16 protein-coding genes are annotated in these 17,874 nt (G+C 70.5%); 8 read left to right on the top strand and 8 right to left on the bottom strand.

Annotated elements, in window-relative coordinates; translation table 11 throughout:
* Positions 1-4 precede the first annotated feature (4 nt).
* From SACGLDRAFT_RS04775 to SACGLDRAFT_RS04755, 5 genes are read left to right on the top strand one after another with little or no spacing between them, the layout of a single operon-like run.
* Positions 5-988: an MCE family protein gene (locus SACGLDRAFT_RS04775; RefSeq protein WP_005462231.1), complete on the top strand. Its 984-nt coding sequence runs from the start codon at positions 5-7 to the stop codon at positions 986-988.
* Positions 985-2,049 (top strand): MCE family protein, encoded by a 1,065-nt coding sequence (locus SACGLDRAFT_RS04770; protein WP_005462230.1) that lies wholly within the window; start codon positions 985-987, stop codon positions 2,047-2,049. Before SACGLDRAFT_RS04775 ends, SACGLDRAFT_RS04770 begins: the two co-directional genes overlap by 4 nt.
* On the top strand, positions 2,049-3,239 hold the full coding sequence (locus SACGLDRAFT_RS04765) for an MCE family protein (RefSeq protein ID WP_005462229.1): 1,191 nt from the start codon (positions 2,049-2,051) through the stop codon (positions 3,237-3,239). The genes SACGLDRAFT_RS04770 and SACGLDRAFT_RS04765 overlap by 1 nt, the downstream gene beginning before the upstream one ends.
* On the top strand, positions 3,221-3,751 hold the full coding sequence (locus SACGLDRAFT_RS04760; protein WP_005462228.1) for a hypothetical protein: 531 nt from the start codon (positions 3,221-3,223) through the stop codon (positions 3,749-3,751). Before SACGLDRAFT_RS04765 ends, SACGLDRAFT_RS04760 begins: the two co-directional genes overlap by 19 nt.
* Complete coding sequence (locus SACGLDRAFT_RS04755; protein WP_005462227.1) at positions 3,748-4,245, top strand: hypothetical protein; 498 nt, start codon at positions 3,748-3,750, stop codon at positions 4,243-4,245. Before SACGLDRAFT_RS04760 ends, SACGLDRAFT_RS04755 begins: the two co-directional genes overlap by 4 nt.
* 140 nt (positions 4,246-4,385) lie before the next feature.
* Here the strand turns inward: SACGLDRAFT_RS04755 and SACGLDRAFT_RS04750 are convergent, their stop codons facing one another.
* From SACGLDRAFT_RS04750 to SACGLDRAFT_RS04730, 5 genes are all read right to left on the bottom strand, one after another.
* Positions 4,386-5,630 carry a PucR family transcriptional regulator gene (locus tag SACGLDRAFT_RS04750; RefSeq protein WP_005462225.1) on the bottom strand — a complete coding sequence of 415 codons (1,245 nt, stop codon included), beginning with the start codon at positions 5,628-5,630 and terminating at the stop codon, positions 4,386-4,388.
* A gap of 160 nt (positions 5,631-5,790) precedes the next feature.
* Positions 5,791-6,612 (bottom strand): arginase family protein, encoded by an 822-nt coding sequence (locus SACGLDRAFT_RS04745; protein ID WP_005462224.1) that lies wholly within the window; start codon positions 6,610-6,612, stop codon positions 5,791-5,793.
* A gap of 144 nt (positions 6,613-6,756) precedes the next feature.
* A complete protein-coding gene (locus SACGLDRAFT_RS04740) occupies positions 6,757-10,140 on the bottom strand; it encodes a pyruvate carboxylase (protein WP_005462223.1) in 3,384 nt (1,127 codons plus the stop codon).
* 267 nt (positions 10,141-10,407) lie between these two features.
* Complete coding sequence (gene recG, locus SACGLDRAFT_RS04735; protein ID WP_005462222.1) at positions 10,408-12,567, bottom strand: ATP-dependent DNA helicase RecG; 2,160 nt, start codon at positions 12,565-12,567, stop codon at positions 10,408-10,410.
* Position 12,568: 1 nt separating this feature from the next.
* Positions 12,569-14,179 (bottom strand): DAK2 domain-containing protein, encoded by a 1,611-nt coding sequence (locus SACGLDRAFT_RS04730; RefSeq protein WP_005462221.1) that lies wholly within the window; start codon positions 14,177-14,179, stop codon positions 12,569-12,571.
* A 150-nt stretch (positions 14,180-14,329) separates the two neighbouring features.
* Here SACGLDRAFT_RS04730 and rpmB point away from each other — a divergent pair, with 150 nt between their 5' ends.
* On the top strand, positions 14,330-14,521 hold the full coding sequence (rpmB, locus tag SACGLDRAFT_RS04725; protein ID WP_005462220.1) for a 50S ribosomal protein L28: 192 nt from the start codon (positions 14,330-14,332) through the stop codon (positions 14,519-14,521).
* A gap of 69 nt (positions 14,522-14,590) precedes the next feature.
* Here rpmB and SACGLDRAFT_RS04720 read toward each other — a convergent pair whose 3' ends face one another.
* The 3 genes from SACGLDRAFT_RS04720 to SACGLDRAFT_RS04710 all read right to left on the bottom strand — a co-directional run bounded on the left by SACGLDRAFT_RS04720 (position 14,591) and on the right by SACGLDRAFT_RS04710 (position 16,904).
* Positions 14,591-15,268 carry a uracil-DNA glycosylase gene (locus tag SACGLDRAFT_RS04720; RefSeq protein WP_005462219.1) on the bottom strand — a complete coding sequence of 226 codons (678 nt, stop codon included), beginning with the start codon at positions 15,266-15,268 and terminating at the stop codon, positions 14,591-14,593.
* A 102-nt stretch (positions 15,269-15,370) separates the two neighbouring features.
* On the bottom strand, positions 15,371-15,841 hold the full coding sequence (locus SACGLDRAFT_RS04715; RefSeq protein WP_005462217.1) for a GNAT family N-acetyltransferase: 471 nt from the start codon (positions 15,839-15,841) through the stop codon (positions 15,371-15,373).
* A 94-nt stretch (positions 15,842-15,935) separates the two neighbouring features.
* On the bottom strand, positions 15,936-16,904 hold the full coding sequence (locus SACGLDRAFT_RS04710; RefSeq protein ID WP_005462215.1) for a thiamine-phosphate kinase: 969 nt from the start codon (positions 16,902-16,904) through the stop codon (positions 15,936-15,938).
* Positions 16,905-17,040: 136 nt separating this feature from the next.
* Between SACGLDRAFT_RS04710 and SACGLDRAFT_RS04705 the strand changes: the two genes are divergently transcribed.
* Both SACGLDRAFT_RS04705 and SACGLDRAFT_RS04700 read left to right on the top strand, forming a co-directional pair.
* On the top strand, positions 17,041-17,274 hold the full coding sequence (locus SACGLDRAFT_RS04705) for an Lrp/AsnC ligand binding domain-containing protein (RefSeq protein WP_040919592.1): 234 nt from the start codon (positions 17,041-17,043) through the stop codon (positions 17,272-17,274).
* A gap of 16 nt (positions 17,275-17,290) precedes the next feature.
* The gene (locus tag SACGLDRAFT_RS04700; protein ID WP_005462213.1) at positions 17,291-17,857 is read left to right on the top strand and encodes a DUF3515 domain-containing protein; all 567 of its coding nucleotides are present in this window, start codon (positions 17,291-17,293) and stop codon (positions 17,855-17,857) included.
* Positions 17,858-17,874: the final 17 nt, after the last annotated feature.

Here is a 17,874-nt window from a genome sequence, read left to right as displayed (position 1 = left end):
CGACGTGCCGAGGTGGACCCGCACCACACGGATCGCCACGGTTCTCCTCGTGGCCGCCGTCGCGACGGCCGGAGCGCTGTGGTGGGTGTTCGGCGACCACGGCGACAAGACCGTGACGGCGTACTTCGACCGCGCCGTGGGCGTGTATCCCGGCTCGGACGTGAAGGTGCTCGGCGTGCGCGTCGGCGAGGTCGTGTCGGTGACCCCCGAACCGACACGCGTGCGGCTGACGATGACCGTGGACGCCGACGCGCCGGTCGCGAAGGACACGCGCGCGCTCATCGTCTCGCCGAGCGTCGTCGCCGACCGGTACGTGCAGCTCTCCGATCTCGCCCACGGCGGGCCCCGGATCGCCGACGGCGCCGTGATCCCCAGCTCCCGCACCGCCGTCCCCGTGGAACTCGACGAGCTGTACACCAGCCTCGACGACCTCGCCACCGCGCTCGGCCCCGACGGGGCCAACGCCGACGGAGCCCTGTCCGACCTCCTCGACACGGGCGCCGGGGTACTCGACGGCAACGGGGAGTCGTTCTCCCGGACCGTGCGCGACTTCGGTGAGCTGGCCCGCACGCTCGCCGAGTCCGACGACGACCTCTTCGCCACCATCGACTCGCTGTCGGTGTTCACCGCGATGCTCGCGGGCAACGACACGCGGGTGCGCGAGGCCACCGAACAGCTCGCGAGCGTGACCGAGACCCTGGCCGCCGACAAGGAGGAGCTCTCCGCGGCGCTGAACCTGCTCGGCGACGCGCTCGCGGACCTCCAGGAGTTCGTGGCCGACAACCGCGCCGCGTTCAAGTCGAGTGTGGACGACCTCGCCGACATCACCCAGCTCGTGGTCGAGCGCCGTGCCTCGCTGGCCGAGGCGCTCGACATCGCCCCGGCCGCCGCCGAGAACGCCTACAACGCCTTCGACCCGCGAAGCGGAACGCTGCAAGGCCGGGTCACCCCGCTGGAATACCTGGAAGAGCCCGGAGGTTCGCGGTGACGAGACGAACCACGTTCACCGCCGTGGCCGTCACGGCGTGCCTGCTGGCCACCGGTTGCGCAGTAGCGGACTTCGACGGGGCCCACGACCTTCCCCTGCCCGGTGGCGCCGACGTCGGCGACCACCCCTACCGGGTCACGGCGCACTTCGACGACGTGCTGGACCTCGTGCCGCACGCCGCCGTGAAGGTCAACGACGTGGCCGTCGGCAGGGTCGAGTCCATCGAACTGGCCGACACCGACGACTGGCAGGCGGAAGTCGTCCTGCTCATCAACGGTGACGTGGAGCTGCCCGCCGACACGCTGGCCAACCTCCGTCAGTCCAGCCTGCTCGGCGAGAAGTTCGTGGAACTGGAGGCTCCCCGGCATCCCGAGGACGAACCGTGGGCCCCGCTCACCGACGGCGCGCTCATCCCCGTGTCCCGCACCAACCGGCACGTGGAGGTGGAGGAGGTCTTCGGCGCGCTGTCCCTGCTGCTCAACGGCGGTGGCATCGCCCAGCTCCGCACGATCAACCGCGAGCTGAACGAGGTGCTGACGGGCAACGAGACCGAGATCAAAGAGTTCCTCTCCCACCTCGACCACCTGGTGTCCGATCTGGACGCGCACCGCGACGAGATCACGGACGCGCTCGACGGCCTCAACCGGCTCTCGGCCACGCTCTCCGAGCGCGAGGACGCCATCCGGGGCGCACTCAACGACCTCACCCCCGGCCTCGCAGAACTGCGCGACCAGCGGGAGCTGCTCGTGACGATGCTCGATTCCCTGGACGAGCTGTCCGACGTCGCGGTGGACGTCATCCACAAGACGAGAGAGGACCTCGTGGCCGACCTCGAAGCCCTCGCCCCCACGCTCCGGGGGCTCGCCGACGCGGGCCAGTCGTTGCCGCGGTCCCTGGAGATCCTCGCGACGTTCCCCTTCACCGACGCCGTTCTCGACAGCGTCGAGGGCGACTACCTCAACGCCTTCGTGCACGTCGTGCCCGCCGACGACTACACCGCCCCGATCCCCATGCTGCCGTTGCCGACCACCGACACCCCGGCCGACGGAGGTGACCGCTGATGCTCACCCGGCGGGTCAAGACCCAACTCGTCGCGTTCGCCGTGGTGGCGCTCACCGCCACCGCGTTCGTCGGCGCGAGCTACGCGGGCCTCGACAGGCTCTTCGGGGCCGGCGGTCCCGTCGTGCGGCTGCAATTGGCCGACGGGGGCGGACTGTTCACCGGCAGCGAGGTCACCTACCGGGGCGTCGCCGTCGGCGAGGTCGGCGCGCTGCGGCTCACCGACGACGGCATGGAGGCCGACCTGGTGATCGACGACGACGCGCCGCCGATCCCCGCGAACTCCCGCGCCGTCGTCGCCAACCGGTCGGCCGTCGGCGAGCAGTACGTGGACCTTCAACCCCTTTCGGACGGCGGCCCGTACCTCACCGACGGGTCGGTGATTCCCCGCGGCTCCACCACACTGCCGCTCAGCGTGGACACCCTGCTGAACAACCTCACCACGTTCACCGAGTCCGTTCCCACCGACTCGGTGCGCACGGTGGTGGACGAGCTCTACACCGCTTTCCACGGCACGGGCGACGACCTGCAGTTGCTGTTGGACTCCTCACGCGAGTTCACCCACACCGCCACCGAGTACCTGCCGCAGACCTCGGCACTCATCCGGGACGGCGCGACGGTGCTGCGCACCCAGGCCGAGTCGGCCGATGCTTGGCGGTCGTTCGCCGACAACGCCGAGCAGTTCGCGGCCGAACTCGCCGAGGCGGACGGCGATCTCCGGGAACTCATCGCTCGGGCCCCCGAAGCCGCCACGGAGGTCAGCGCACTGCTGCGCGACACCGATCCCGGCCTCTCGGTGCTCATCGCCAACCTGCTGACGACCTCTCAACTGTTCTCGGCCAGGGTGGACGGACTGAACCACCTGTTCGTGATGCTGCCGAAGGCCACCGCCGCCACCTCCGCCGCCCTCGACGGCGACAAGTTCTCGGTGGCGTTGACATTCTTCGACCCCCTGCCGTGTTTCCGCGGCTACGAGGGCACCGAGTATCGCAGTGGGGAGGACACCGGGGCCGCGCCGTTCAACACCGCCGCCGCGTGCACCCTGCCCCACGGCACGACGCCCGCGCGCACCTCGCAACACGTCCCCAAGGGCGGACTGCCCTCGGTGGCGATCCCCGGCGGTCTCGACGTGACCCACGACGAGGGAACCCGTGAATCCCTGGAGGACCTGCTGTGGCTCGACGAAGGCTGAGCCGGGCCACGAGCCTGACCGCGCTCGCGGGGACGGCGGTCGTCGTCGCGGCCGTCTTCGCCGTCTGGGCGGCGCTGTCGTGGGTCGGCGCGATCACCGACGACGGTCTGAACACCGCCGAGGCACGTGACGAAGCACTGCGGCAGGGCCGCGAACGTATGGTGGAGCTGACCACAATGGACCACGACGACGTCGAGGCGGGACTGCGACGGTGGCTGTCCGCCACGACGGGCGCGTTGCACGCCGAACTGGCGAACGCCGACCCCACCACGCTCACGACCCCCGAGCAGGCCGGAACCACCGTCACGGGGAGGGTGCTCCACGCGGCGCTGAGCGAATTCGACGCCGACCACGGCCGGGCCGTCCTGCTCGCCGCCGTGGAGGTCACCAGCGTCCGCGCAGGCGCCGAACCGGGATACGCGCGCAACCGCTACCGCGCCCGCCTTCGGCACACCGACGAGGGCTGGAAGGTGGAGACGTTCGAGACGGTCGCCGTGGGGGGTCCGGAGTGAACCGCCGAGTCCTGACACTTCTGGTGGTCGCGGCGTTGCTCGCGGGCATCGGCGCCACCTGCACCGTGCTGGCCGACTCGCTGCGGACGTCGGAGACGGCACGCAACCTCGCCCACGTCGACACCGATGCCACGGTGGAAGTGCGTTCGGCGGTCACGCGAGCGGTGAACAAGGTGCTCACCTACCGGTTCGACGACGTGGAGAGCACCCGGCGTGCCGCCGAGGACCTGCTGCGGGACCCTGCACGCGAGCAGTACCGGCAATTGTTCGTCCAGGTCAGCGACAAGGCGCCGGAGCAACGCCTCACCGTCACGACGCGGGTGGTGGACTCCGCGGTGCTGTCCTTGACGTCCGAGCGCGCGGAGGTGCTGGTGTTCGCCGATCAGGTCTCCGTCCGCGGGGACGGCGAACCCACCACCGCGGCGGCGCAACTGCTCGTCACCGCGACGAAGCACGACGACCGCTGGCTGCTGACGAACCTCTCCCAACTCTGACCACCGTGTCCGCAGCCTGTGAACCCGTGTCCGCACTTGGTGTACTCGTGTCCGCAGCCTGCGTACGGATGTCCGCAGCACACGCTACGAACACCCGTTCATAACCTGCGGACACGAGTGCACAACCTGCGGACACGGTCCTACGTCGGGGTGGGGGTGGTCCGGGGGCGAGGCACCGCGCCGTTCCGCCAGGGAGCCGACGGCAGGGCACGCAGCGCCAGTTCGAGCTCGAACCGCGCGTCCGGGTCACGCAGCCGGTCGCCGAACACCGCCTCCAACTGCCTCATCCGGTACCGCACGGTCTGCGGGTGCACCGACAACCGCTCGGCCATGTCGAGCACGTGTCCCTGCGCGTCCAGCCAGGCCCGCAACGTCTCCAGCATCCGCTCCCGCTGCCGGGCCGTGAACCCGTCCAGTGCCGTGAGCAGCCTGCCGCGCAACTGCTGGGCCAGCGACTCGTCCGAATGCAACAACACCGCCGGAAGGCACTCCTGCACCCACACCACCCTGCGCGGCGGCAACGCCCCCTCGTCGACCAGGACCAGAGCCTTGCGCGCCCATCGCAGGGAATCGGCCACCGAGTCCAACGGCACGCACGGCCCCACCGCGAACCGGCAACGCGGCAGCGCCTGCTCCAGCGCGGCGATCCGTTCCCGCGTGACGACACCGGGGACGAGCAGCCGGGGCTCGACCCCGCTGAGTTCGGCGAGCACGTCCGCGTCGAGGGTGGGCCGCTGGGCACCCCGGAGCGGGACCAACGGCCGCACGGCCACCGGCGTGGCCGTCTTCGGCGTCGGCCACCCCACGAGCTGGGCGAGCTCCTCGATCGCCTCGGGCGGCACGGCGGGACGTTCGAGGATCAACTGGAGCAACCGCCGCCGCCAGGTGTCGAGCGCGTCGGCCGAACACGCCTTCGCCTCGAGGAACCCGTCGAGCGCCACCGAGGCCAGCTCGTCCATGAACCCGAGCATCGCGTCGGCCAACTGCGACATCACAGTGGACGAGAACCCACTGTTGCGCCCGATCTTCATGATCCGCCGCCATGCCACGCGCGCGCCCACCCGGTAGGCAGCCTGCAGGGTGTCGAGGCTGCGGCCCTCCCGCATCTCGTACTGGCCGAGCCTGCGATGCACCTCGTGAGCATGTTTCGTGGACGCGCTCGGATCGGCGATCTGCGCCACGAACAGTGACACCGCGTGCCGGACTCCCGCCTTGATGCTCTTGCCGTAAGGGCCGTCGAGGGGGCGGCGGTACTCCGGGATCAGCGCGCGGATCTCGGCGACGATCTCGTCGGCGACGCTTTCCAACTCGGGCCGCATGATCTGCGCGAGTTGGCTCGGAAGCATGGTCGACTCGACGGCCTCGTCCGCTGATTGTCCCGTCACACCGACAAGCTCCTTCCCACAACGTTGAGGGATGCCACTCGCCACGCCCCGGTTCAGCAATGATCAAAAAGGTATCACCGGAATCACAAGAACGGCCGATCTTCGTGCTGATATGACGAAATCTTCCGGCTGTGTTGTGCGGCGATGACAACGTCTGCGCTCAGGCCCCCAGGCGCCGAGCCAACGCCTCCACCACGGGGATCAACGTCGACGACTCCGTCCGGTCCCCCGCCGTGCACTCCGTGATCGCCGCTCCGACGACGTCGAACTCGGCGAGCGCGTCGAGGCAGGCGACGAGCCGCTCGACGGTAAGGCCGCCGGGTTCGTGATAGTGCGTGCCCGTGTACGCCGTGGGGTCGAGCACGTCGACGTCGACGTGAACGTACACGGCCTCGGCGCCGGATGCCCGCACGGCGGCGACCACCCGGTCGGGCTCCGCGGGCGAGGACACGTGGCGCAGCAGCCCGGACCGCACGGCCTCCTCCTCGGCGCGGTCGAACGAGCGCGTGCCCACCAGCACGGCGCGTCCGGGAGCCACCGCCGGGTTCGCGACGAAGTCGTCGTCGCCCTCGCCGAGCAGCGCCCTCAGCACCATGCCGTGGAAGGCGGCCGACGGTGAGGTCTCCGGGGTGTTGGCGTCGGCGTGCGCGTCGAACCACAGCACCCCGAGGTTCGGCCCGTACCGGTAGCGGGCGACCCCGATCGGCACGAGGTCGACGCCGCAGTCACCTCCGAGTGTGAGAACCGGGCCCTCGGGGTTTTCCAACGCCGCCAACTGCGCAGCGCGCCCGGCGAGCAGCGCGGCGCGGTTGCGCACCCCCCGTTCGGTCGGGGACCCGGCGGTGGCGACGGGCACGCGCAGCACCGAGGTGCCCAGGACCTCCTCGGCGAGCGAGGCGAGTTCGGCGCATCCGGTCGGCAGCCGGGTCTCCGCGTTCGACCAGCCCGCTCCCTGCCACTGCGCCACGGCGTGAACACGCATGGGATCACACTAGTGCTCGACCATGCTCGCCGATCCGTGACTGCTCCTCGGTGCCCTTTCCGTTGCGTGGCGACGTCGGCCGACCGGACCGGCACCGGTCTCCGAGGCCACCGAGCACCCGCCGGTGGCCTCGGAACGGACCGGCTACTCCAGCACCACCAGCAGGTCGCCGCCCTCCACCTGCTGCACCGAGTTGATGGCCAGGCGTGCCACCCGGCCACTCTCCTGTGCGGTGATGGCGGCTTCCATCTTCATCGCCTCGATCGTCGCCACCGTGTCCCCCGCCTTGACGGTGTCGCCCTCGGACACCGTCGCCGTCACCACACCGGCGAACGGTGCCGCGACATGCTTCGGGTTGTTCTTGTCGGCCTTCTCCTTCGCGGGCAGGTCGCTGGCCACCGAACGGTCGCGGACCTGGATGGGCCGCAATTGTCCGTTCAGCGACGCCATGACGACGCGGATACCGCGCTCGTCCGCCTCACCGATGGCCTCCAGCTCGATGAGCAGCCGAACGCCCGGTTCCAGGTCGACGGCGTACTCCTCGCCGGGCCGCAACCCGTAGAAGAAGTCCTTGCTCGGCAACACGCTCGTGTCGCCGTAGGCGTGCCGGTGAGTCTCGAACTCCTTCGTCGGGCCGGGGAACAACAGCCGGTTCAACGTCGCCCTGCGGTCGTCGGCGAGCGCCCGCCTGTCGTCGTCCGACAGTTCCACGATGGACCTGGCCTCGGGCCTGCCCGCCAACGCCTTGGTGCGGAACGGCTCGGGCCAGCCGCCGGGCGGGTCACCCAGCTCGCCGCGCAGGAACCCGATGACGGAGTCGGGGATGTCGTACTTGCCGGGGTCGGCCTCGAAGTCCTCCGGCGAGACACCCGCGCCCACGAGGTGCAGCGCGAGATCACCCACCACCTTGGACGATGGCGTGACCTTCACGAGGTGGCCGAGAATGCGGTCGGCCGCCGCGTACATCGACTCGATCTCCTCGAACCGGTCGCCCAGCCCGAGCGCCACGGCCTGGGTGCGCAGGTTCGACAACTGCCCGCCCGGAATCTCGTGGTGGTACACACGGCCGGTGGGTGAGGCGAGTCCGGCCTCGAACGGCGCGTAGATCTTGCGCACGACCTCCCAGTACGGTTCGAGATCGCTCACCGCGCCCAGGTCGAGGCCGGTCGGCCGGTCGGAGTGGTCGGTGGCGGCCACGAGGGCCGACAACGACGGCTGCGACGTGGTGCCCGCCATCGAGGCCACGGCACCGTCCACGGCGTCCGCTCCCGCGTTGATCGCGGCGAGGTAGGTCGCGAGCTGACCGCCCGCCGTGTCGTGCGTGTGGACGTGCACGGGCAGGTCGAACTCCTTGCGCAACGCACTCACGAGCCTGGCCGCGGCGGGGGCTCGCAGCAACCCGGCCATGTCCTTGATGGCGAGGACGTGCGCGCCCGCACCGACGATTTGTTCGGCGAGCTTGAGGTAGTAGTCGAGCGTGTAGGTCTTCTCCTCGGGGTTCGACAGGTCGGAGGTGTAGCAGAGCGCCACCTCCGCCACCGCCGTCCCCGTGGCCCGCACCGCGTCGATGGCGGGACGCATTTGTTCGACGTCGTTGAGGGCATCGAAGATGCGGAAGATGTCGATGCCGGTGGCGGTGGCCTCCTCCACGAACGCCTCGGTGACTTCGGTGGGATACGGCGTGTATCCCACGGTGTTGCGGCCCCGCAGCAGCATCTGGAGGCAGATGTTGGGCATGGCCTCGCGCAACGCGGCGAGCCGCTCCCACGGGTCCTCGGCGAGGAACCGCAGTGCCACGTCGTAGGTGGCTCCACCCCAGCACTCCACCGACAGCAGTTGCGGCAGGGTCTTCGCCACCACCGGGGCGACCGCGAGCAGATCCTTGGTCCGCACGCGCGTGGCCAGCAGCGACTGGTGGGCGTCCCGGAACGTCGTGTCGGTGACGCCGAGGTACGGCGACGAACGCAGCCACCGCGCGAATCCCTCGGGGCCGAGTTCGGTGAGCTTCTGCTTCGATCCGGCGGGTGGTTCCCCCTTCGGGACGGACGGCAGCTTCTTCACCGGGTCGATCACCCGAGGCCGCTCACCGTGGGGCTTGTTGACGGTCACGTCGGCGAGATAGGTGAGCAGCCTCGTGCCACGGTCGGCCGAGTGCCGTGCCGTCAGCAGGTGCGGGCGCTGTTCGATGAACGCCGTGGTGACCCGTCCGGCCCGGAAGTCGGGGTCGTCGAGAACGGCCTGGAGGAACGGGATGTTCGTCGCCACGCCCCGGATGCGGAACTCCGCCACCGCGCGCCGGGCCTTGTCGACGGCGGCGCCGAACGTGCGGCCTCGACAGGTGAGCTTGACGAGCATGGAGTCGAAGTGCGCGCTGATCTCCGTGCCCGCGAACGTGGTGCCGCCGTCGAGGCGGATGCCCGACCCGCCCGGCGAGCGGTAGGCGCTGATCATGCCGGTGTCCGGGCGGAACCCGTTGGCCGGGTCCTCGGTGGTGATGCGGCACTGCAGCGCCGCGCCCCGCAGGTACACGGTGTCCTGCGACAGGCCGAGGTCGCTCAACGTCTCGCCCGCGGCGATCCGCATCTGCGCCTGCACCAGGTCGACGTCGGTGACCTCCTCGGTCACCGTGTGCTCCACCTGGATGCGCGGGTTCATCTCGATGAAGACGTGGTTGCCGTCCCGGTCGACGAGGAACTCCACCGTGCCCGCGTTGCGATAGCCGATCTGACGGGCGAAGCGGACGGCGTCGGCACAAATGCGTTCCCGCAGTTCCGGGTCGAGGTTCGGCGCCGGCGCCAGCTCGATCACCTTCTGGTGCCTGCGCTGCACCGAGCAGTCGCGCTCGTACAGGTGGATGACGCCGTTCTCGTCGCCCGTGCCGTCGCTGAGGATCTGCACCTCGATGTGCCGGGGCTCCACCACCGCCTTCTCCAGGAACACGGTGGGATCGCCGAACGCCGACTCGGCCTCGCGAGCGGCGGCCTCGATCGACTCCCGCAGCGAGGCACGGTCGTGCACCAGCCGCATGCCCCGACCGCCGCCGCCCGCCACGGCCTTGACGAACAGGGGGAAACCGAGTTCCTCGGCCGCCTCCACGAGGGTGTCCACATCGGAGGAAGGTTGGGACGAGCCGAGTACGGGCACGCCCGCCTCGCGGGCGGCGGCCACGGCCCGCGCCTTGTTACCCGTCAGCTCCAGGACCTCGGCGCTCGGGCCGATGAAGGTGATTCCCGCCTCGGCGCACGCGCGGGCGAGGTCGGGGTTCTCGGAGAGGAAGCCGTATCCGGGGTAGATCGCGTCGGCCCCCGCCCGCTGGGCGGCCCCCACGATCTCGTCGACCGACAGGTACGCCCGCACCGGATGGCCCGGTTCCCCGATCTCGTACGCCTCGTCGGCCTTCAGCCGATGAAGGGAGTTTCGATCCTCGTGGGGGAACACCGCGACCGTTCCCGCGCCCAATTCATACGCTGCCCGGAACGCTCGGATCGCGATCTCACCACGGTTGGCGACGAGTACCTTGCGGAACATGCCCGTTCCTTCCTCGTATGGATCGGTCGCGAGCACGTTACCTCGGTTGCCGTGCTCAAAGGGAGATCAACAGCCCGTGACGGGCCTCATGCGCTCCGCGCCGTGGATACCCCGGAACGGCGTGTCCGCACCTCATGCACGCGTGTCCGCACCTCACGTACGCGTGTCCGCACCTCACGCGACGACTGGTGCCCGTTCCTCATCGTGAGATGCGAACACCCGTGCACAGACTGCGGACACGCGTGCACAGGCTGCGGACACGGCGGGTCAGGTTTTCTCCAGGTACTCCGCACGCTCATCGTCGATCATGTCGGCGGCCAGCGCGGCGAGACCCGGATGCTCGGTGAGCTCCGGATCGGCCGCCACCACCCGCTGAGCCACCCGGCGGGACCGCGCGATGATCTCCTCGTCCCGCAGCAGGGACAACAGCTTGAGCCCGGAACGCTTGCCCGACTGTGCCGCGCCGAGGATGTCCCCCTCCCGGCGCAACTCCAGGTCCAGCTTCGACAGCTCGAACCCGTCGGTGGTCGATTCGACGGCCGCGAGCCGCGCCCGAGCGGACGTCCCCTCGAGCGCCTCGGTGACCAACAGGCACAATCCCGGCACGTTCCCCCGGCCGACCCGGCCCCGGAGCTGGTGGAGCTGGCTGACCCCGAACCGGTCGGCGTCCATGATGACCATCACCGTGGCGTTGGGAACGTTGACACCGACCTCGATCACCGTGGTGGCCACGAGGACGTCGAGCTCCCCGGCGGCGAAGGCACGCATCACCGCGTCCTTCTCGTCACCGGGGAGCCGGCCGTGCAGAACGCCGATCCGCAACCCCGCCAGCGGGCCGTTCTCCAGCTCCGGCACGAGGTCGAGCACCGCGACGGGAGGACGTTCGGTCTTCTCCGACGGCGGTTCGTCGCCGATCCGGGGGCACACGACGTAGGCCTGATGTCCCTCGGCGACCTCCTCGCGCAGCCGCTGCCACACGCGTTCGAGCCACGCGGGCTTCTCCGCGGCGGGCACCACGGTGGTCGAGATCGGCGAACGCCCGGACGGAAGCTGCCGCAGCGACGACGTCTCCAGGTCGCCGTACACGGTCATGGCGACCGTCCTCGGGATGGGGGTCGCGGTCATCACCAGCACGTGCGGGCTGATGTCCTCGCCCGCCCGCGAGCGCAGCGCGTCCCGTTGTTCGACGCCGAACCGGTGCTGCTCGTCGATCACCACAAGGGCCAGGTCGGCGAACGACACGTGCTCGCCGAGCAGCGCGTGTGTGCCCACCACGATGCCCGCCGCACCGCTCGCCGCGTCCAGCAACGCCTGTTTGCGCTGCCGCGCGGACAGCGACCCGGTGAGCAGCGTGACGCGCGTGGCGCGCTCCGCGCCACCCAGCTCCCCGGCCCGCGCGAGATCGCCGAGCAACTCCCGCAGCGACCTGGCGTGCTGCGCGGCCAGCACCTCCGTCGGCGCGAGCAGCGCCGCCTGCCTTCCCGCGTCGACCACCTGCAACATCGCCCGCAGCGCGACGACGGTCTTGCCGCTGCCGACCTCGCCCTGGAGCAGGCGGTTCATGGGGTGCTCACCCGCCAGGTCGGCGCTGATCGCCTCCCCGACCTCGCGCTGCCCCTCGGTGAGCCGGAACGGCAACCGCTCGTCGAACGCCTCGGCGATACCGCCCGATTTCGGCGGACACGCGGGCGCGGTCCTGCCCCCGGTCGACCGGCGCCGCTGCGCCAGCACGAGCTGCACCGCCAACGCCTCGTCCCACTTGAGTCGCATGCGCGCGCTGCGCAGCTCGGCGTCGCTGCGGGGCCGGTGGATGGCGTGCAGGGCCTCGAACAACGTGGGGAGGCCGTGTTCCCGGCGAAGCCATTCCGGCAGCGGGTCGGGTTCGGCGTCGAGCATCTCCAGCGTCTGGTGCACGGCCTTGGAGATCCGCCACGACGGCAGCCCCTGCGCCGCGGGATACACGGGGATGATCCGGGAGAGGAAGTCGTCCACCGTCGACAGCCCGTCGTCCGAGTCGGAGTCGATCAGCTCGTACTCGGGGTTGGCGAGCTGGAGCGAGCGGCGGAACGCCGTGACCTTGCCCGCGAACAGTCCCGTCCTGCCGGGCCGCAGTTCGCGTTCGCGCCACGTCTGGTTGCCGAAGAACGCGCACGTCAACCGGCGTGAGCCGTCGGTGATGGTGACTTCCAGGATGGAGCCCTTGCGGGTGCGCATGGGCTTTTTCGTGGTGCTCTCGATGCGCGCGAGCACGGTGACGTGCTCGCCGATCTCCAGGCCCGCGATGTCGGTGAGTTCACCGCGCTGGGCGTAGCGACGCGGGTAGTGCCGCAGCAGGTCGCCGACAGTGTGCAGATCGAGCGCGGACGCCAACGCGTTCGCCGTCCGTGCGCCCACGACGTCCGTGAGCCGGTCCGCCAACACCGCCATGTCACTCCACACCCATCAGCAGCACCGCATCGGTCTGCCCACCGGGATAGCACACCAGTTCGACATCGGGCCGCTCGGCGCGCAGGTGTTCGGCCAGGACGTCCGTGATTCCGTCGGGAGCGTGCTCCCCCACCAGGACGGTGACCAGCTCCCCGCCCACCGCGAGCATGCGGTCGAGCACACCGGTCGCGGCTCGTTCGATTCGCCGTTCGACGTCGCCGGGCTCGATGAGCACCACCTCGCCGTCGATGAATCCCACGGCGTCCCCCGCGGTGGCCCTACCCACCCACGTGATGGCGTCCTCGGCGGCCACCACCACCTCGCCGCGTCGGGTTGCGGCCGCGGCCTCGGCCATGGCGACCACGTCGGCCCCGGCCCGGCGTTCGGGGTCGTGGACGGCGAGGGCGGCCAGGACCTGCACCGGCGAGGCACACGGCACCACCACCACGTCCCGGTCCTCCAGCATCGGGTGTCCGGTGACGCGCTCGGCGGCGGCGGTCAACCGCACCCCGCCCGCCAACACGGTGACGTGGGCGGCTGCCGTCCCGGTCACGAGCGTGAGGAGGTCCTCGGTGCTCGGCTCGCCGTCGGCGTCGACCACAAGAACCGGGGTGCCCTCGCCGCCGATGAGGTCGGCCAACGCCTGCCCGTGCACCACGGCCACCACCGCACGGTCGGCCGCCGCGACGGAGGGTTCGGCGGGACCGGGGGTCAGCAGCGGCTCCACCCGTACGTGGTGGGGCCTGCCGTGGTCGAGTCCGGCCTCCAGCGCCGCACCGATGTCGGCACAGTGCACGTGGATCGCGTACTCCCGTTCTCCCGCCTCCGCCACCGTGACGCTGTCACCGAGGGCCGACAGGGCCTTGCGCAGTCCGGACAGCTCACCCGGCGTGGGGTCGGGGACGGTGAGCAGGTACATCACCTCCCACGTGCGCGGCGCCGGGGTCTCGTCGGCGTGCGTGTGGGAAGTGACCTGGACGGGAACCGACGTTCGCTGCCCCGTGAGGGTCTCCACGAGGGCGTCGAGCACGGCCACCAGCCCGCGCCCGCCCGCGTCGACCACGCCGGCGACGGCGAGCGCGGCCAACTGGTTCGGGGTGTTCGCGAGTGCCTCGGCCGCCGTCTTGGCGGCCAGCGTGGCCACCCCGGCGGCGTCCGTGTCCCCGTCGCCGTCGGGGAGAGCAGTGGACACGGCGTGCAGGACGCTCAGCATCGTGCCCGCCACCGGGCGTGCCACGGCCCTCGTCGCGGCGGAGTCGGCGGAACGCAACGCGGTGGCGAGCGCGGCGCCGTCGAGCACGTCGACCCCGGCCGCCGAGCTCGCCATGCCGCGCAGGACCTGCGACAGGATGATGCCGGAGTTCCCCTTCGCCGCGTGCACCGCGGCCTCGGCCGCGACGGCCAACGCCTCGCCCGCGCCCGGCACGGCCGTCCCCTCCAACGCCTCCCGCGCAGCGGTGATCGTGTGCAGCAGGTTCGAGCCCGTGTCGGAGTCGGCAACCGGGTAGACGTTGATGCCGTCGATCTCGGCCCGCAACGCGCGCAGGTCACGAACGCAGACGTCGATCCATCGCCGTACCGCGTCCGAGTCCAAATCGTCCGAGGGCCGCACCCGCGTTATCCTCCGTAAGCCGGTATCGAGGCATCGCCAGAAGCGAGGGTAACGACCCCGATGAGCCGGGGAAGTGCACACCAGTTACCCTGTTCGAGTTGCCCGGTACCGCCGGGTGGTTCGTTACCGATCTTTCGAGGAGTGTTCGACGTGGCTGCCGTGTGCGACGTCTGTGGCAAGGGGCCGGGCTTCGGCAAGTCGGTCTCACACTCTCACCGGCGTACCAACCGCCGGTGGAACCCGAACATCCAGACCGTGCACGCTAGGGTCGGACTTTCCCAGAAGAAGCGCCTGAACGTGTGCACCTCCTGCCTGAAGGCGGGCAAGGTCGTCCGGGGCTGAAGCCAGAGCTTTCCGAGCGAACGGCTCGGCGGCCGGAAGGTCGCCGAGCCGTTCGGCGTGTGCGGGTTCCTACGGCAGCTTCCAGTCGATGGGCTCGGCGCCCTGCTGTTCGAGCAGCGCGTTGGCGCGGCTGAACGGACGGGAGCCGAAGAATCCGTTGCGTGCGGACAGCGGGCTGGGGTGCACCGACTCCACGCACGGCACCGAGCCGAGCAACGGCTTGAGCTTGCGCGCGTTGCTGCCCCACAGGATCGCCACGAGCGGCTTGTCGCGTTCGACCAGCGCCACGATGGCCCGCTCGGTGATCTCCTCCCAGCCCTTGCCCTGGTGGGAGTTCGGCTTCCCCGGACGCACGGTGAGCGCCCTGTTGAGCAGCAGGACACCCTGCTCCGCCCACGGTGTCAGGTCGCCGTTGGACGGTGGCGGGTAGCCGAGGTCGTCGCAGTACTCGCGGAAGATGTTGACGAGGCTCTTCGGCAGCGGCCGGACGTCGGGCGCCACGGCGAAGGACAGTCCGATGGGGTGTCCCGGCGTGGGATACGGGTCCTGACCGACGATCAGCGCTCGCACCTCGTCGAACGGCTGGCGGAACGCGCGAAGGATGTTGTCGCCGGAAGGCAGGTACGTCCGTCCCGCGGCGATCTCGGCGCGCAGGAAGTCGCCCATCGCGGCGATCCGGTCGGCGACCGGCTCCAACGCCTTCGCCCAGCCGGGGTCCATGATCTCGTGCAGTGGTCGTGCGGTCACGACTCGGCAGCTTAGCCCAGCGGGATTACCACGGAGCGTACGGGAAGTGCGAACACGCGGTCATGCTCTGCGGACACGCGTACGCGGGCTGCGGACACGGTGTCAGAGGGGTTTTGACAGGCAAAGGCTCAGCTCGTCGCCCGCGTAGACACCGAAACCGGGCATGTCCTCGTAGCCGGAGGAGCGATACAGGGCGATGGCCTCGGGCTGCTTGGCGCCCGTCTCCAGCACCATCCGCTTCCGGCCCGCGGCGACGGCCGTGCGCTCCAGCTCGGCGAGCATCCTCCGGGCCAGTCCACGCCCCCGGAAGGCGGGCACCACGTACAACCGCTTCATCTCCGCGTCGCCGGGGAGAAGCGGCGGTTCCGCGACGTCGTGCGCACGCCACCCACCGCACACGGCGGGCGCGCCGTCGACGTAGCCGACGAGAAAGAGCCCCCTGGGCGGGGCGAACTCCACCGGGTCGACGGGAGTCACATCGGGATCACCGTAACGGGTGATGTACTCCTGCTGGACCGCGTCGATGAGCTTGACCGCGTCGGGATGGTCGAACGGCACCGTACGGATGTCCACTGGCTCTCCTCACACTCTTTCCGGCACCGTTGCCGCCGTCGTCGCTCGGACTCCAGTATGGCGCGTGCCGTCGGGCTTCCGACCGCGTGAGGACTCAACTCCAGTGCCGCCAGCCGGCCTCGCGGTCGTACGGCACACCGTCCACTGTGACGCCGCTCTCGGAAGCGCCGACCGACCCGATCGGGTACCAACCCTCGGGCAGGTCCGACAGCGACCGGAACGTGGCCGCGAGCGCGTGGTCCTCTCCCCCGGTGAGCACCCAGTGCATCGGGTCCGCGCCCAGCGCGGCCCCCACATCCACCAACCGCTCGGGCACGGTGAGCCGGTCGCTTTGCACGTCGATGCCCACGCCGGAGCACTCGGCGAGGTGCCCGAGGTCCGCCAGCAGCCCGTCCGAGACGTCGATCATCGCGGTGGCTCCCGCGAGCGCCGCCGCGGGCCCCGCCGCGTACGGCGGATCGGGGCAGCGTTGGGCGTTCACCACGCTCACCGGCGAGCGGAAACCCCGACTCAGCACGGCGAGTCCGGCGGAGGCCCACCCGAGTCGCCCGCACACGGCCACGACGTCACCGGGGCGCGCTCCGGACCGCGTGACCGGCGGCCGACCGCCGAGATCGCCGAGCGCCGTGATGCTGATCATGATGTGGTCCGCGCGCACCATGTCCCCGCCCACGACTCCGGCATGGACGCGGCCCGCCTCGGCGGTCACCCCCTCCAACAACTCGGTCACCACGGCCGTGGGGGTGTCGGAGGGGCAGGCCAGGGCGACGACGATCGACGTGGGCACGGCGCCCATGGCGGCGATGTCGGCGAGGTTCACGGCCACCGCCTTGCGGCCCACCTGGACGGGCGTGGACCAGTCCAGTCGAAAGTGCACGCCCTCCACGAGGGCGTCGGTGGTGGCGACCACCCGGCCGTCGGGCGCGGCCACGACGGCGGCGTCGTCGCCCGGTCCGAGCAGGGTCGTCGACGGCTGCGGCATGTTCTCCGTCACCCGGCGGATCAGCCCGAACTCACCGATCGCCGCGACGGTGTCCGCCCCGGACGCGGGACTGTCTCCCACACACACCTCCGGTCATCGCGCTCTCCGCGGAAGGAACCTGGACCGACGCGCCCCCGATCGTCGCAGGTCTGCGGTACGTTGCTGCCTACATTCCTACCTTGACGTGCCATCGTCGGACATGAAGGGGAACAGCGCCGTGGTTCACGCATACATCCTCATCCAGACCGAGGTCGGCAAGGCCGCCGCCGTGGCGGCCGAGATCGCCGGTATCCCCGGCGTCACCACGTCGGAGGACGTCACGGGGCCGTACGACGTCATCGTCCGCGCGGAAGCCAACAACGTGGACGAACTGGGGCAGCTCGTGGTCGCCCGCGTACAGAACGTGGAAGGCATCACCCGTACCCTCACCTGCCCCGTGGTGCATCTGTGAGCTGTGTTGTAGTGGGGTGGTGAGCGAAACCGGTGCTCCGCCCCGGAGCCTCGTCGTCCTCGCCGCGGTGCTCGCCACGGCGCTGGCCGTGACGGTCGCGGTACTGGGTTTCGTCCTGTCGCCGGGCGAGCCCGATCGTGACGCTTCCGACAAGGACGGGCCCGACGCGTCCGGCCCGCTTCCGCTCGTCTCCATTCCCGCCCCCCAGTCGGGTTCGTCCGAATGTACGAGTCTCGTCGAGGCCGCGCCACTTGAACTGGAGTCCTCCGGCGAACGACTCGCCCGCCGGGAACTCGCCGAACCCGCACCGCCCGCCACGCTCGCATGGGGTCACGGGGAGCCCGTCGTGCTGCGCTGTGGCCTGGACCGGCCACCGGAGCTGACGCGATCGTCGACGCTGCGCTCGATCGACGGTGTCCAGTGGCTGCCCGTGCCGGGAGAAGCGAGTACGACCTGGTACGTGGTCGATCGCGACGTCTACATCGCGCTGACGGTGCCACAGACCGCGGGCACCGGCCCATTGCAGCAGCTCTCCGAGACGGTCGCCGACGTGCTGCCCGCCGTACCGCTGGACTTCGAGTGAGCCGACGCGGTCGCCGC

It is taken from the genome of Saccharomonospora glauca K62 (assembly GCF_000243395.2).
GTDB lineage: Bacteria > Actinomycetota > Actinomycetes > Mycobacteriales > Pseudonocardiaceae > Saccharomonospora > Saccharomonospora glauca.
Note: the sequence above shows the minus strand (reverse complement) of the source record. Positions and strands in the feature narration are given on the sequence as shown.

Coding starts and splice junctions, on each gene's coding strand:
- SACGLDRAFT_RS04765 (WP_005462229.1), top strand. CDS start 2,049: ATGCTCACCCGGCGGGTCAAGACCCAACTCGTCGCGTTCGCCGTGGTG.
- SACGLDRAFT_RS04745 (WP_005462224.1), bottom strand. CDS start 6,612: ATGCGTGTTCACGCCGTGGCGCAGTGGCAGGGAGCGGGCTGGTCGAAC.
- SACGLDRAFT_RS04740 (WP_005462223.1), bottom strand. CDS start 10,140: ATGTTCCGCAAGGTACTCGTCGCCAACCGTGGTGAGATCGCGATCCGA.
- recG (WP_005462222.1), bottom strand. CDS start 12,567: ATGGCGGTGTTGGCGGACCGGCTCACGGACGTCGTGGGCGCACGGACG.